This window comes from Microvirga aerophila (assembly GCF_003332305.1).
GTDB classification, from domain to species: domain Bacteria; phylum Pseudomonadota; class Alphaproteobacteria; order Rhizobiales; family Beijerinckiaceae; genus Microvirga; species Microvirga aerophila.
In genome coordinates this window covers 37,560-52,358 of record NZ_QOIO01000041.1, presented here as the reverse complement: position 1 = coordinate 52,358, position 14,799 = coordinate 37,560, and the positions used below count along the sequence as shown (strand labels likewise).

Here is a 14,799-nt window from a genome sequence, read left to right as displayed (position 1 = left end):
TGAAAACCCCTGTGCGCCAATAGCGTCAGGGGTTTTTTGCTGTTCAGAATACAGAGCAAGGATGCGAGCAGGCCGACAGGCGCACGCCTAAGCTGGAGACGCTTTCGTCGGGATGATCTGTTGAAGGACCTCGGTCAGGGTCGCGGACCGCACGGGTTTGTGCAGGAAATGCGCGCCTTGCGGTAGATCGCCAGGACCGGGTGACGTTTTCCCTGAGATGACAAGGACGGCGACTTCCGGCCAGCCCTGCCGGACGAGGCGGGCGAATTCGAAACCGTCTATGGAGCCCGGCATGTCGACGTCCGTGAGGACGACATTGATCTCGGGTCTTGCCTTCAAGATGTCGAATGCTTCATCGGCGTCCTGGGCCTCGAGAACCCAGAATTCCGCCTCTCGCAGGATGTCGACTTGGGTGAGACGCACGAGCGGCTCGTCCTCGACTAGGAGGACGACAGGACGGTTCAATATCTCGCCGCGTGGTTTCATCCAGCGGAAAACGAGCGGAGCCTTTGCTGGTTCCATTGAGCGCAGCCATCCTCACAAACCGGTGAAGAGTGCACCGATTGCGGCCACTCGGTAAACGGATAAGCTTGCCCGAGCAGCGAACACCATGAGGGCGTCCCCAATGAAGAGCTTCGACACCATCGTCATCGGCGTAGGCGGCATGGGCTCGGCGACGCTGTGGCACCTGGCGCGGCAAGGCCAAAAGGTTTTGGGGATCGAACGGTTCGATCTCGGGCACGGCATGGGCTCGTCCCATGGAGTCAACAGGATCATCCGCCTCGCCTACTTCGAGCATCCGAACTACGTCCCGCTCCTCCGCCGCGCTTATGAACTTTGGCGGGAAACCGAGCGGCTTTGGGGGGAGCAACTTCTTTTCGTCACGGGTGGGATCGATGCGAGCCTCGAGGGCAGCAGGATCGTCCAGGGCGCTTTGGCTGCGTGCAGAGAGCACGATCTGCCGCACGAAGTGCTCACAGCGCGCGAAACGAACCGGCGTTTTCCAGGCTACCAATTAGCGGATGACTACGCGGTCGTTTACCAGCCGGATGCCGGCTTCGTGGCGTCGGAGCGGGCGATCCTGGCGCACACGTCATTGGCCATAGGAGCCGGCGCGCAAGTTCACGCAAGAGAACAAGTGATTGCCATAGAGCCTGCCAACGGGCGCGTCGTGGTGGTGACGGACAGGGATCGCTACGAAGCCGGAAGAGTCGTGGTCTCTGCGGGGTCGTGGATCTCCGATCTGGTTCCCGCTCTCAAGACCAAGGCTGTACCGGAGCGCCAGGTGCTCGGTTGGTTCTTGCCCCAGAAGCCGGAGCACTTTCGGCCGGATGTCTTTCCCGTCTCCAACATCGAAAGCACTGTGGGACACTTCTACCAGTTTCCGACCTGGGGCATCCCAGGATTCAAGATCGGGCTCTATCATCATCTCCATGAAACAGGGCATGCGGACACCCTGTCCCGTGAGCCGACGGAGGCTGACGAGGAAGTGTTGCGCAGGGGCATCCGACACATGTTCCCAGATGCGGACGGCCCGACATTGCGGCTTGCGGCCTGCCTCTTCACCAATACGCCGGACGAGCATTTCGTCATAGACACCCTGCCGGGTGTGCCGGAGGTCATTGTTGCATCACCCTGCTCGGGACATGGCTTCAAATTCGCCAGCGTGATTGGCGAGGTCCTGGCCGACCTTGCCATAAAAGGGAGTAGCCGGCTGGACCTGTCGTTGTTTGGAATCGAACGGTTTGAAGGGGCTTAGGCTTAGCGGAATCCGGCCCTCAAATCAGCTTAATGCTGCTCTTCCCATGGCACTGAGCCGATCAGGGTCCGATGCAAGACGCTCCACAGTGAGCCAGCGCGCCCAGTCGGGCATGATGCTCCAGTTGGGATCACTCAGGTGAGCCTGCGGGAGCCGGTAGTGAAACACAGGCCGTGGGCCGATCTTCTCGCGAGGGAGCACCGAGCGTACGCGTTCTTCGTCGAGATGCGCGAGGAGCGGCAAGAGATCGAGGGCCCGCTTTCGGGTGGGATTGGCCGCAAGGTAGTCATCCGACAGGGTCGCCAAGTCAGGCCAGTAATCCGGCGCCAGCACGTGCCGGATATAGGTCCTTGGATAGTCGGGTGGAAGGACCAACGCCAAGCGGGAGTCCCCGCGCGCGATATCACGACGGAAACCTTCGCCCAGGAGGAGGAATGCCTTCAGGTAGGCTGTAATCGTCTCAGCATCGAGACGTGGTGGGTCGATGTTAAAATGCAGGCCGAGCGAGTCCAGGAGCACCGCCCCACATCCCCGTGCCCCCGCCGCCCTCAGGATTGCAACGATCTCGTCCACCTCAGGAAGGCGCGCGATCGAGATCGGATCCGTGATGAGTTCTCTTGGTACGAACGAGGAGACCATTGCGCCCAGCCAGTCAGCCGCTCGGTCGCCCAATCTCAGGCCGAGGCTGGGGTATCGCCTGGGATGGACATAACGCAGATCCGTTTCGATCGACATGCTCCCAAGTCGGGTGCTGCGGATCCTAAACGCATGCGGATCTTCCGCCTCGAGATCACCCCCGAGGTGACGAACGACGGCTTCGGCGGCAATGCGAGCGCTTAGACCCAGAAATTCGATCTCGACCCCCACTCGCCGCAATGCGCCATTTGCTGCAACCAGGACAGGAGGGCCAAGCGCCTCGCAAGGGACGGGAATATCATGCATCGCCCTTGAGATAGGAACGAGCGGGGCCAATAACAATGAAGACGGTATCCCCTCCCCGGCAGGTTCTGCCCAGGGTGACAGATCATTTGACCTTCGATCGCAGCGCTGATCCGGCAGGGGGCGCTGGTTCTCCGGTCTAACCTCTTTGCCCCAAAACCGCCGAGGCGATTGCTATGTCCTGGACGGCAAGGCCCGAGAATGTTGCCACGGTCACCTCATGTGCTGCAGATCGGGCTCTTGCAGCGCCAGACACGATTTCACCAATCTCGGCCACTTGATCGATGGCGGACGCGTCGTTTGCGAAAGCATGTCCGAGTTCCCCCCGGGACGCGGCTTGGCTCCGGCTGTCCGTCACCACCAGATCCGCGTTGTGAATGATCTCCTCATGCAGCTCCTGCTTGTCGGCGCTGTCGGCGCCGATGGCCGTGATGTGAGTGCCCGGCCGGATATCCGCCCATTGAAGAAGCGGGGTCGAGCTCGCGGTTGCGGTGATGATCAGCCGGCTACGTTCGGCAACTTCGGAAGGCGACTGCGCGACTTGGACCCTGAAGCCCTTTCCTTCCATGCGGCGCGCATAGGCCGCCACATGATCCTCATTGCGGCCCCAAACGACAATGTTGCGGCACGGGCGGACATCTTGCAGCAATTGAACCTGAAGGTCCGCCTGTATGCCCGTTCCGATCACTCCAATTGTGTCCACATCCGCAGGGGCGAGGTGCTTGGCCGCGACAGCTCCCGCAGCAGCGGTTCTAAGGTCGGTCAGGCGCCCCCGGTCGTTGAGCACGGCCGCAAGTTCCCCGGTGTCCTTTTTGAACACGAGCAGGAGCCCGTCGCTGCTGCTGAGGCCTTTAGCTGGGTTGTTCCAGAACCCGGATGCGATCTTGATGACGTATGTGTCGCCCCTGGTGAAGTAGCCAGACTTGATATGGACCTCGCCAGGAGGATCCTGAAAAAGCAGTTCCCCGGGAACCGGCACAACCGCCTCGCGCCGGGAAAAGGCCGCGAACGCGTCCTCCATCAACCTGACCAGATCAAGCCCTTGAAGGCGCTGCTCGATTTGTTGAATGTCTAGGATCGTCGTGGTCACAATCTTATTCCGATCTGGACTTGGTGGAGGTTGGAAACGGCGATGCCGTCACGGGATGTAATCCGTCGCGATAACAACCAGTGTGTCGTTGCGATGGACAAGTCCCTGGCCATGCAAACAGAGCAGCAGCCCTGATTGAGGGGACGGGACGGGTATAGGCGCTCTCTCGACCCGGTCGATCGCGTGCATGTATCCGATCACGGTTCCCCGCTCGACCGAAGATCCAAGTTCCACAATCGGCTCGAACAGGGCGGTGTCGTCCGCGTGGACATAGTAATCGGGCCCCGGCACCGAGACGATGCGCGAGGGACGATCCCGGCCAGCAACCGTATCGGGAGCCGTGAGATTGCCCAGATGGCGCAGAACGCGCAGCAAGCCATCATAGCTGACGCGGACGGATTCAGGCGTGACGATGCCGCTTCCGCCGAGTTCGCTGGAGAGCATCAGCTTTCCCGATTTCTCCACGACGTCGTCGAGCATGACGTCCGCATGCGGCTCGCGAATCACCACCGTCAGCGGCGCGGCGAATGCCTCCGCGGCCGCAAGGAAGCTCAAGGTGCGTTCGCGCTCCGGCTGTTCATGAAGGAAAGTGCAGAGCTGAAACCGGAGGGACCGCCCGCCAGAGTGAAGATCGATCACGTTGTCGGCTCGTGGCACGAGTTCCGTGGTGATGAAATGCGCGATCCGCTGGGTCACGGATCCGTGCTGCGCGCCCGGAAATTCCCGATTGAGATTGCGTCCATCGAGCGGGGATAAGCGTGTCCCGGCCAGCACGGCCGGCAGATTGATGGCCGGGATGACGATCAACGTTCCCTTGACTTCGCCCAAATCGACCGAATGAACGAATTTCGAGAGAGCAATCGGCCCCTCGTACTCGTCCCCATGGCTCCCTCCGAGAAGCAGCGTCGTCGGGCCGACGCCGTTCTTCAAGACGAAGACTGAGACGCGCAGGTTCTGCCAGGCGCTTATATTGGTGGAACTCGGAACTTGGATGTAGGAGGCCTGTCGGCCTTTCAAGTTCCAATCGATGTTTAGGGTTGCCATAATCGTCAGCGCCTTGGTCAGAAGATGGACAGGGCTTAGCCGTTCACAACCGCCATGATCTTGGTGTGATCGAAATTAGCGCCGCAGAGCACGACCATGTTGTTCTGGCCGCGGCAGCGATCCGCGACCTTGTAGAAGCCGGCAAGCGCAAGGGCCGCCGCACCCTCGACCAGCTGGTTCTCCTTGAACGCGAGATCCTTCAGCGCGCCGGCGATTTCCAGTTCCGTACAGGTGACGACCTCGTCGATGACCGAAAGCGCGAGGGGTAGGGTCATGCTGTCTTCGTCCACGCCCCCGGCTACCCCATCGGCAAGCGTGTCGAGGTGCTCGGTTTCGACGATGCGGCCCGCTACCATGGATGCCGCGAGAGCTGCCGAATTCTGTGCCGATACGCCGAATACCCGCGTGTTGGGGCTGAAGCATTTGAGCACGGAGCCGATTCCGCTGATCAGACCGCCGCCGCCCATGGAGATGAACACGTTGTCGATCTTGTCCGCCTGTTCGAGCATCTCGAGCCCGATGGTGCCCTGCCCTGCCACGATTTCGGGATCGTTGTAGGGAGAGACATAAACCAGGCCACGGGCGGCTGCTTCCTTCTGGGCATGTAGTTCCGCGAGCCCGCTCTCGGCCCCGTGGAGGATCACGTCCACGTTGAAGGAGCGGATCCTTTGCAGCTTCGCCTGCGAGACGGATTCCGGCAGCACGACGGTCAATTTCTGGCCGATCAATGCCGCGGCCTGCGCGGAGCCGATGCCGTGATTTCCCGACGACGCAGTGATGACGCCCCGGTCAATGCCGAGCGAGGTCATCTTGCTGGCTGCGCCACGGATCTTGAACGAACCGGTGAGCTGAAAGTTTTCAGCCTTGAAGAACACCGACGACCCATGATCGCCGCCGGTCTGGCGGGAAGGCAGCAGCGGCGTCTGATAGATATAGTCACGAATGCGCCGGCGGGCCTGAACGGAACGGGCGGCGGATTCAAGAACGCTGTTGTTCATAGTGACGAGTCCGTCTTCAGGAATCGAGAAATATTGGAACGTGGTAGAACAGGAAATCTTCACGACCGTCATGCGCCTGATGATCGTTCGAATTTGGAATGTCGCCTCCCGGACCCCGTCTCGGCGATCTGCATCAGCCTTTCGAATATGGACGCAGAGCACTCGATCATCATCTCGAATTGTTCGGGAATGATGTTTTCATTTGGAGAGTGGAGCATGGCACCATGGTGGGTGAGACCGACCCCGATGATTTCCGCGCCAAGCTGCTCGACGAACGGATGCGCCGTGCCGGATGCGGGAGAGCTCGGCTGAACGATCGCCTGCTGCCCGAAATGGGCCTGCAACAGCTCTCTGGCGGATTGCACGAACCAGTGTTCGGCCGATGATCTGACAGGCTTGACGTTCGCGTCGTGGACGATGATTTCGATGTCTTCGAAGCCTTGCCGGTCCAGGTGAGCGCGAAGGAAACCGACAACCTGCTGAGGATCCTGATCGGGAACGAGCCGGAAATCGATCTTCACGAAGCCTTCGGCTGGCAGCACCGTCTTCACCCCCTCGCCCGCATAGCCGCCGGAAAAGCCGTTGACGTTCATGCAGGGCTCGAAATTCATCGCGTGATAGAAATTTTTCTCGTGGACGCCCGTCAGCGGGCGCTGCGCGCCAGTCGCTTGCATCAGGCTCTCGAACGAGAATGGTGGCTCCTTCACGAGGTCGTTTTCCTCGTCCGTCGACACTCGGACTGAATCGTAAAAGCCCTCGATTGCTACCCGACCCGAGCGATCACGGAGGGACGCCGTGGCCGCGGCGAGGCGCCAGAGCGCATTGTCGAAAACAGCGCCCAAACTTGAATGAAGATCGGCTTTCGCGGCCTTGCAGCGAAGCTCGATCCCCAAAACGCCCTTGAAGCCGCACAAGATGATCGGCCGCCCGTTGGAGTCGATCTCGCCGTATTCCCACCAGCAGACCTCGACGTTTTCGCCGTCAAAGCGCTTCTTCAGGAAGCCTTCCAGGGACGGACTTCCGATCTCTTCCTCGCCATCGACCAGCCAAATGAGCCTGAACGGCAGAGGCCCCGGATGACGCTGGCGGAACATGCGCCAACCGGCCAGCCTGCTGACGAACTCTCCCTTGTCGTCCGCAACCCCGCGCCCATACCAACGACCGTCGCGCTCCGACAGCTCGAAGGGAGGACTGCGCCACAAGGATACAGGATCCTCGGGCTGCACATCGTAATGGTTGTAGATCATGATCGTCAGCGAACCGCTGCCGCATTCCCCGACCACAAAGGGCCCCACCTCACCCGGATGAAGCTCGGTCCGAAATCCGGCCTCGGCCAGCAATTCGCGAGCCGCATCCGCGCATTCCGACAGCTTCTCGCCTCTGGCGCTCACCGATGGAATGGCGAGGAGCCGCCGAAGGTCTTCCTTTGCGCGCAGGAAATGATCTCGGGACGTCATGGTTCTTCCGGAAAGACCGATCAAGCCAGCCCGTGACGGGACAGGAATCGATCGAGCCGCGCTAAGCCCTCAACAAGCTGCTCCGTCTTCACGCCGATCCCGACACGAATGTGGTTCTCGATGCCGAACCAGCTTCCGGCGACAACGAAGACGCTTTCCTCTTCCCTCAGAACCTCCGAGAGCTTTTCCGACGGCATGTCGAAATCATAGCGCAGGAAAGCCATGCCGCCCGCCGCCGGACGCTCCCAAGACCAGCGGTTCCGCTTCTCGACCCAGCGCCCGACAATGTCCGCGTTCTCGCGCAGCAATGTCCTCCCCCTTGCCAGGATACGCTCGCGGTTCCTCTCCTCCATGACGGAAGCGCCAAGAACCTGGCTCAGGATGCCGCTGCCGATCGTCGTGTAATCCTGCCGCTCGGCGGCCTTTTCGACAACCTCCTCCGGCGCGACGATCCATCCGAGACGAAGGCCCGGGCAGGCGAAGGATTTGGACAGGCTGCTCGTGATGATGACCCGAGGATACTCCCCGTAGAACGTTTCCGTCTCGGCCCCGTCGATCTCGCCGCCGCGATAGATCTCGTCCACCAACAGCCAAGCGCCGACTTCCTGCGCGGCGGCTATGAGCGCCTCGCGGCTCTTGCGCGACAGGACCGCTCCCGTCGGGTTACCGGGATTGGTCACCGAGATGAGCTTCACGCCGCCGGATACGGCATTTCGAAGCGCGTCCGGATCGACCTGCCATCCGTGATCCTCCATTAAGGAAAGCCGACGGACATCCATTCCCAGCGCCCGTCCGAGACCATCCACCTGCATGAAGTTTGGGACCGCGAACACGACCTTGTCGCCAGGGTCGGCGAGCGCCATGAGGGTGATCATCGTCGCCTCGGACGAGCCGTTGGTCACCAGCACGTTGGCGGGCGACGCCCCCGGATACCAACTCGCGATGGCTGATCTGAGATTGGGTCTCCCATCCGTCCAGCCGTAGCCGAGCGGAAGGCTCAGCAAGGCGTGGGCGTCGTCCGGCGGCAGGATTTCCTCGATGGTGCAGGGATGGACACCGCTTTCCGTGAGATTGATCTCAACGCCGTTTTCGAACAGCGTCTGGTTCCGCTCCATGAGGAATGTGTCGAACTGCACCCGATCGCTCCGATTCACAAAATAAAAACCGCGATGGGCCGCTCAAGGCAGCCCATCGCTTGATCAGTTCGCCTCCTTGGATGGAGGCGCAGCATCAGCCTTGCGGGGTCACGTCGAGCTTGAACCATTTCTCGGACAGGCGCTTCACAGTGCCGTCGGAAATCGCAGCGCTGATTGCCGTATCGAACATACCCTTGAGATCCTGGGCGTCCTTGCGGATGCCGACACCGACTCCCCTGCCGAGAACGCCGCCCGAGAAGCTCGGACCCGCGATGGCGTAGTCCTTGAACTCCGGCTTGCTCAGGGTGCCCTGCAGCGCCGTGGCATCGCCGAGGACCGCATCCACCCGGCCAGCCACGAGATCGAGATCATATTGCTCGGTGGTCTTATACTCGCGGATATCCACCGCACCCTTCAGGTACTGGTCGGCGAAGTTCCCGTGCGTTGACGAGACCTGCACGCCGATGGTCTTGCCCTTCAGCGCCGTCCGGACCTTTTCGAGAGCCTTCTGGGCTTCGGCAGCCTGGGTGGTGAGATTGACGCGCACGACCGGCCCCAGGGCCTTTTCGGCGTCGGAATTCTTCTCGACCACCACCCCGTTTCCGGCATCCGCATAGGCGCGGGAGAAGTCGATGACCTCGAGGCGCTTGTCGGTGATGCTCATGCCGGCCATGATGGCGTCGTACTTCTTGGCCTGCAGGGCCGGGATGATGCCGTCCCAATCCTGAGCCACGATCTCGCACTTCACCTTCATGCGGCCGCACAGGTCGTTGGCCAAATCGATCTCGAACCCTTCGAGCTTGCCGCCCGCGCCGGTGAAGTTCCAAGGAACGTAAGCGCCCTCGGTGGCAATTCGAACCGTGCTCCACTTGCCCTCCTGGGCATGGACCAGAGCGGGTGCCAGCGCAATGCCGATTGCCGCGAATGCAAGATGGCCGAACCTTTTCATCTGCTGAGCTTCCCTTTGGGTATCCATGAATGCAAACCATGACAGGAGACAATTTGCACCGTCAAGTCCAATTTGGACTTTTTCGTCTAGTTTCCTGATGGTACAAGATCTGGCCTTTTGCCAGTCGGGGTTTCCATGAAAATCGAAGAATTCACCCTTGAGCGGATTCAATCGCTGTATGAGAACACCGTCGAGTACAATCTCTCCGACAGCGGCGTGCATCCCTACTCCCTCAGGGAGCTTCTGACCCCGGAGCAGCAGAATGCCGTGCTCGATGTGGAGCTCGGCTATGGCTGGACGAACGGCCGCGTGGAACTGCGGCAGGCAATCGCCAATCTTCACCCGGGCCGCACCGCCAATCATGTGATGGTGACGAACGGATCGGCCGAAGCGAATTTCCTTCTTGTCATGTCGTTGTTGGAGCCGGGCGACGAACTCGTGGTGTTTGTCCCCAATTATCTCCAGATCTGGGGTTGGGCGCGCGCCATCGGAGTTGAGGTTAAAGAGGTTCTTCTACGCGAGGAACTGGGCTGGACGCCGGATCTCGACGACGTGCGGAAGGCCGTTTCCAGCCGCACGAAGATGATGACCATCTGCCATCCCAACAACCCGACCGGCAGCATTCTGTCACGGGACATCATGGACGGCCTTGTGGAGATCGCTCGCCAGTATGGGATCTACCTCCACGCCGACGAGGTTTACAAGGGAGCGGAGCTGGACGCGGACGAACCTCCGAGTTTCGCGGACCTGTACGAGAAGGCCATCATCACGAACGGCTTGTCGAAGGCCATGGCTCTTCCTGGCCTGCGCATCGGCTGGCTGGTCGGGCCTGTGCAGGAAATCTATACGTCCTGGCAGCGCAAGGATTACACGTCGATCACGACAGGCGCTGTGAGCGAGTTCGTTGCGGAGATCGCCATTCAGCCGGCGAAACGGCGGGAAATCCTCTCTCGCAGCAAGCAGATCCTTCGTGGGAACCTGGCGCTCCTCCAGCGGTGGGTCGATCAAAACATCGACCTGTTCTCGTTCGTGCCGCCCAAGGCCGGCGGCATGGCGTTCCTGCGCTACGCGATGCCGATCAATTCGACGAAGCTGGTTCATCGCCTGCGCGAGGAACGCGGCATCATGCTGCTTCCTGGCGATGTCTATGGGCTCGACCAACATATCAGGATCGGCATCGGAGCGCCGGCCGAGCACCTTGAGGTCGGACTGCAGCGGTTGTCCGATTTCATCCGCACAGAGCTGTCATGAGCAAGAGACGCGGGCCCTCCCTCAAGACCGCGACGGCGCCTGAGCTGGGTGCCTATACCCACATCTGTGATGCAATCGCGCTGCTCTTCCGGCCCTATGCGGAAGTGGTCCTGCACGACCTCACGACGGAGACGGTGGTCTACCTCGCCAACCCCTTTTCCAAGCGGGAGCTTGGCGAGCCGTCGCTCCTGCACGAAATCGATTTCAAGCCGTCCGATATTATCATCGGCCCGTACGAAAAAGTGAACTGGGATGGCCGCCGCATCAAATCGGTCAGCGCGGTGCTCCGCTCCGACGATAAGGCCATCGGCATTCTTTGCATCAATGTGGACGTCTCGCACTTCCACGCGGTGATGCAGACGCTGAACGCCCTCGTGTCCGTCCCTCAGATCGCCGAAAAGCCCGTGTCCCTTTTCAAGGAAGACTGGCATGAGCGTATCAACGAGTACATCCAGTCCTGGACCCGCGAGCGCGGCCTCTCCATCTCGGAGATGAACCGTGTCCAGAAGCAGCAGCTCGTCACGGACCTCGCAGGCGACGGCGCGTTCGGCGGGCGCAATGCCGCAGCCTACATCTCACGCGTATTGGGATTGGGCCGCGCGACCGTCTACAACTACCTCAAGCGAAAGGACCCTGTCTGACCGAGCCTCGCCTGGAAGCGATAGCCGCTATCGCCCTCCATGGAAGAACGGCGAGTCCCGCCCGCAGCGGTTAATGACAATGGTGCTGATCGTTGTAAACATTCCGCGCACCTGATTTGAGAGGAGGCGCAGCATGGACCGATTCACCGGCGGTTGCCTGTGCGGCAACGTCCGAATTGTGGCGTCGGGGCGTCCATACCGGGTCGGCCTTTGTCACTGTCTCGACTGCCGCAAGCATCATGGGACCCTCTTTCACGCTTCCGCAGTCTTCCCTCAGGACGCGGTGATGATCGATGGCGAAACGCGCGACTACGCCGGGCGGTTTTTCTGTCCCGGCTGCGGCTCGTCCATTTTCTCACGCAGCGCAGACGAGATCGAAGTGAACCTAGGATCTCTGGATTCCCCTGACCAACTGATGCCAACCTACGAACTATGGACTGTCCGTCGCGAGTCCTGGTTGCCGCCGTTTCCGCTCAAGAGGCGATACGAGGGAGACCGGGACCCTTCGAGCCGCTTCGAGGAGTAGGTCGCACTTACAGCGGGCTTCATCTTGGCCAAACCCGTCACACCGCCTAGGTCCCTTTGCCGCCTGCTTTGATTAGCGTCGGTCCAGCCCACAACTCCTTACGAAACCCGGGAACCCCAGCAAACGGACATGCGTTAATAAGAACAAATCATGAACAATCAGGAGATTCGCCATGAAATCGAGCCACGGTCAGCAGGCCCAGGGAAGAAACGGGAATATGGCCCGCAATGAGAACCCTAAGGCTAACCCGGATGGGAACTCAAACCAGATCAAGAATCCGGAAGACTGGGTCACCGGAGACGAGCCGATGACGGGGGCTCAAGCTTCGTACTTGAAGACCCTATCCGAGCAGGCTGACAACCCGGACGCTTTCGACCCGGAGCTCGACAAGGCCGAGGCATCTAAGCGTATCGATCAGCTCAAGCATGAACGGGACGACGGCTAAGCCTCTTCAGTGAAGAACCCATCGGCGCAACCGAAAGCCGGGTGCACCGCCTCAGCCACTCCTCTGAAATCGAGCGCGGGCAGGAAAACATCCCCGCCCGTTCTCTCCTCACATCTCGAACGATCCGCCTGCTAGCAGCGGAAAGTTACAGGCGCCTGGGCAACCCCGTCGGAACAGGTCGAAGGTGATATCGTTGGATGGTATCGCTCCTGAACGGGACCCCCGTTATGAAAGCAGTCATTTTGGCCCTCTTCGTCCACGGCGCTGGATCGGCGGCGCTGGCGCAATCGGCTGGCTCGACCCGAGGACTGACCTGCGGCCAAGCTGCCGGAACCGTAAGGGCCAGAGGGGCTGTCGTGCTTCATACGGGCCCAACGACCTATAACCGGTTTGTCAGCGGTCCAGGCTACTGCACCCATGAAGAGACCACGGAGCCTGCCTGGGTCCAGACGGCTGACAGCGCCCAATGCTTCATCGGATATCGCTGCCGGCAGTCCGATCTCGATAATGGTCGCTAATCCAGGCGGATCATATGCTGATCGCCGTGTCAGCTCGAAGCGTCGGCAGTTTGATGAATGGAGGGATTGATGGCGGTATTCAGGAGGGAGTTGGCCTTTGCGCCTCGTGGGTCAGGGGTAAACACGGGCGACTGGTGGCACCTCATACTGGATCCTGATGCGCCTGGGCTATACGTCGAGCATACCTGGAAGCACATGAGCAGCGTCGTCGACGAGCAGACAGCAAGCGGGTCCGAGCGGTATGGAATCAACGACTTCCTGACGCTGGCCTCTAATCAGCCGGCGCGCTCGGCCCTTTTGGTGGCCCTGAACGACATGTTTAGCGATGCCGGATCAACCGGGCAAGAAGCAGACCTCTAGGAGCGCCGGCTCGACGTGAGAGGGTGCTAAAGCCGTTTCATCAGCCTATACTGAGCCGGCGGGGGCGACTGGAGGGCGTGATGCAGCTTTACGGCTTTTGGCGTTCACTCGCGACGCTCAGGGTCAGGATCGCTCTGAACCTGAAACGGATCGACCGCAAGGAGGTCATGATCGACCTCGTCTCGGGCGCCCAGCATGCCACGGATTTCCGCGACATCAATCCGCAAGGCGTCGTGCCGGTGCTGATCGATGGCGATGGCCCGGCCCTTTTTCAGTCCCTCGCCATTCTCGAGTATCTGGAAGAACTCTTTCCTCAGGTTCCGCTTTTGCCAACAGACCCACGCGGGCGCGCCAGAGTGCGTGGACTCGCCCAGATCGTTGCCTGCGACTCGCACCCTCTCATCGTGCCGCGGGTGCGCGAGTTCCTGGAGCGCGAATTTCATTTGAGCGAGGCCCAGCGCCTCACGTGGATTCGCCACTGGATGAGAGAAGGATTGCGCGCCGTCGAGGCGCATCTGGCGCACGATTCCGACAGCGGTGACTACTGCCATGGCGACACCGTCTCGATGGCAGATATCTGCCTGGTCAGTCTCGCAGTCGGGTACAAGCTCTTTGACGGCCGCGTCGAGGATTTTCCAAGAGTTGCGAAAGTTGTGGAGCGTTGCATGGCGCAGGAGGCTTTTGCGAAAGCGCACCCGTTGCGCCAGCCGGGCGCACCTCAGGCGGCCTAGGCCTTGGCGCTCCAAGGCGTCAGGCGATGCCTTTCATTTTTTGATCGGGGCTCTGATTGGTCTCGCCATTGTCACGCCGAATGATGCTGATGGACCCGTCGCCCTCGATATAGGCTGTCTTGACCTCCGAGCAGTTCTCGACCCCCTGTTGGCGAAGCTGACTGTTCAGTTCCTCGGCGGTGATCATTTCCCGGCGCATGTTCTGGGGAAGCATCTTGCCATCTTTGATCAGCAACAGCGGCGGCGGCCTGGTCAGGCGCTGAAGGGCAGGAAAACGAAATCCCAGCCAATCGATCGCGTAGTTCCAGAACACGATGGTGAGCACCAGGATCGCGCCTTCTGTAATGGATTTGTACTCATGGGCCATCGCATTCTGGGCCGCGTCCGCGATGAGCACGATGACGAGAAGATCAGCGATCCCGATGACCCCCGACTGACGCTTGAGCAGAAACCTCAAGATCAAGAACAGCATGATATAAGTGAGCGTCCCGCGAAGGATGACGGCAGGGATCGGATTTGTCGGGACGAACAACTCGTGCCAATCGATCATCGTGGGTGCTGCCTTCTCGTCTGTGTCATGTGAGGATGTCGCGTTCAGGCGCAGGCCGGGAGGATCAGAGCCGGCACGCCGTGCCAGATAATGACAACCAAGGACAGGCCACTGATCAGAATTGCGGCCTGGTTCATGAAAGTATCGACGGCGGATGCTGTTCCATGTTGCAGGCTTCTGTATTCTTTGAGGGACAGGAGAAGCATGGCGGCCCCGATGGCAAGTGCCGCAAGGGTCGACAGCAGGATCGTCACTGGGACGACCCCTCCTCCAAACAAGGTTTTATCCGCCCAGCCTCGCCCGCAGAGCGTTGAGGTGACGCCATAAATCAAGGTGAACTGCAGCGCCCATGCGATGAGTCCCCCGAGCATCACGAGAACCTGAAGCGTCCTTCGGCCGGCCATG

At 60.4% G+C, this 14,799-nt stretch carries 18 protein-coding genes; 8 read left to right on the top strand and 10 right to left on the bottom strand.

Annotated features, from left to right (window positions below):
* Nucleotides 1-87: 87 nt before the first annotated feature.
* Nucleotides 88-522, bottom strand: coding sequence for a response regulator (locus DRB19_RS20170; RefSeq protein WP_420870166.1), 435 nt, complete (start codon nt 520-522; stop codon nt 88-90).
* 88 nt (nt 523-610) lie between these two features.
* Between DRB19_RS20170 and solA the strand changes: the two genes are divergently transcribed.
* Complete coding sequence (gene solA / locus DRB19_RS20165; protein WP_245439691.1) at nt 611-1,759, top strand: N-methyl-L-tryptophan oxidase; 1,149 nt, start codon at nt 611-613, stop codon at nt 1,757-1,759.
* Nucleotides 1,760-1,783: 24 nt separating this feature from the next.
* Here the strand turns inward: solA and DRB19_RS20160 are convergent, their stop codons facing one another.
* From DRB19_RS20160 to DRB19_RS20130, 7 genes are all read right to left on the bottom strand, one after another.
* Complete coding sequence (locus DRB19_RS20160) at nt 1,784-2,701, bottom strand: amidoligase family protein (protein WP_114187820.1); 918 nt, start codon at nt 2,699-2,701, stop codon at nt 1,784-1,786.
* Between the two features lie 136 nt (nt 2,702-2,837).
* Complete coding sequence (locus DRB19_RS20155; protein ID WP_162815774.1) at nt 2,838-3,788, bottom strand: Rossmann-fold NAD(P)-binding domain-containing protein; 951 nt, start codon at nt 3,786-3,788, stop codon at nt 2,838-2,840.
* A 48-nt stretch (nt 3,789-3,836) separates the two neighbouring features.
* Nucleotides 3,837-4,832 (bottom strand): succinylglutamate desuccinylase/aspartoacylase family protein, encoded by a 996-nt coding sequence (locus DRB19_RS20150; RefSeq protein ID WP_114187818.1) that lies wholly within the window; start codon nt 4,830-4,832, stop codon nt 3,837-3,839.
* A gap of 35 nt (nt 4,833-4,867) precedes the next feature.
* Entirely contained in the window at nt 4,868-5,830 is a 963-nt protein-coding gene (locus DRB19_RS20145; protein WP_114187828.1) for a pyridoxal-phosphate dependent enzyme, read from the bottom strand.
* Nucleotides 5,831-5,898: 68 nt separating this feature from the next.
* Nucleotides 5,899-7,287 (bottom strand): M20/M25/M40 family metallo-hydrolase, encoded by a 1,389-nt coding sequence (locus tag DRB19_RS20140; RefSeq protein WP_114187817.1) that lies wholly within the window; start codon nt 7,285-7,287, stop codon nt 5,899-5,901.
* A gap of 20 nt (nt 7,288-7,307) precedes the next feature.
* Nucleotides 7,308-8,423: an aminotransferase class I/II-fold pyridoxal phosphate-dependent enzyme gene (locus DRB19_RS20135; protein ID WP_114187816.1), complete on the bottom strand. Its 1,116-nt coding sequence runs from the start codon at nt 8,421-8,423 to the stop codon at nt 7,308-7,310.
* A 94-nt stretch (nt 8,424-8,517) separates the two neighbouring features.
* Nucleotides 8,518-9,372, bottom strand: a complete 855-nt coding sequence (locus tag DRB19_RS20130; protein WP_114187815.1) for a lysine/arginine/ornithine ABC transporter substrate-binding protein — start codon at nt 9,370-9,372, stop codon at nt 8,518-8,520.
* Between the two features lie 135 nt (nt 9,373-9,507).
* On the opposite strand from DRB19_RS20130, the gene DRB19_RS20125 reads away from it, so the two are divergent.
* The 7 genes from DRB19_RS20125 (at nt 9,508) to maiA (ending at nt 13,844) form a co-directional block, all read left to right on the top strand.
* Nucleotides 9,508-10,623, top strand: coding sequence for an aminotransferase class I/II-fold pyridoxal phosphate-dependent enzyme (locus DRB19_RS20125; protein ID WP_114187814.1), 1,116 nt, complete (start codon nt 9,508-9,510; stop codon nt 10,621-10,623).
* A complete protein-coding gene (locus tag DRB19_RS20120; protein ID WP_114187813.1) occupies nt 10,620-11,264 on the top strand; it encodes a helix-turn-helix transcriptional regulator in 645 nt (214 codons plus the stop codon). The genes DRB19_RS20125 and DRB19_RS20120 overlap by 4 nt, the downstream gene beginning before the upstream one ends.
* A gap of 133 nt (nt 11,265-11,397) precedes the next feature.
* Nucleotides 11,398-11,790 carry a GFA family protein gene (locus DRB19_RS20115; RefSeq protein ID WP_114187812.1) on the top strand — a complete coding sequence of 131 codons (393 nt, stop codon included), beginning with the start codon at nt 11,398-11,400 and terminating at the stop codon, nt 11,788-11,790.
* A gap of 172 nt (nt 11,791-11,962) precedes the next feature.
* On the top strand, nt 11,963-12,235 hold the full coding sequence (locus DRB19_RS20110) for a DUF3072 domain-containing protein (protein WP_170148932.1): 273 nt from the start codon (nt 11,963-11,965) through the stop codon (nt 12,233-12,235).
* Nucleotides 12,236-12,462: 227 nt separating this feature from the next.
* Nucleotides 12,463-12,753, top strand: a complete 291-nt coding sequence (locus DRB19_RS20105; protein ID WP_114187811.1) for a hypothetical protein — start codon at nt 12,463-12,465, stop codon at nt 12,751-12,753.
* Nucleotides 12,754-12,822: 69 nt separating this feature from the next.
* Complete coding sequence (locus DRB19_RS20100; protein ID WP_114187810.1) at nt 12,823-13,113, top strand: hypothetical protein; 291 nt, start codon at nt 12,823-12,825, stop codon at nt 13,111-13,113.
* A gap of 80 nt (nt 13,114-13,193) precedes the next feature.
* Nucleotides 13,194-13,844 carry a maleylacetoacetate isomerase gene (gene maiA, locus DRB19_RS20095; protein WP_114187809.1) on the top strand — a complete coding sequence of 217 codons (651 nt, stop codon included), beginning with the start codon at nt 13,194-13,196 and terminating at the stop codon, nt 13,842-13,844.
* Between the two features lie 19 nt (nt 13,845-13,863).
* On the opposite strand, the gene DRB19_RS20090 is transcribed toward maiA, so the two are convergent.
* Nucleotides 13,864-14,394: a DUF421 domain-containing protein gene (locus DRB19_RS20090; RefSeq protein ID WP_114187808.1), complete on the bottom strand. Its 531-nt coding sequence runs from the start codon at nt 14,392-14,394 to the stop codon at nt 13,864-13,866.
* A 44-nt stretch (nt 14,395-14,438) separates the two neighbouring features.
* Nucleotides 14,439-14,798: a hypothetical protein gene (locus DRB19_RS20085; protein ID WP_114187807.1), complete on the bottom strand. Its 360-nt coding sequence runs from the start codon at nt 14,796-14,798 to the stop codon at nt 14,439-14,441.
* Nucleotide 14,799: the final 1 nt, after the last annotated feature.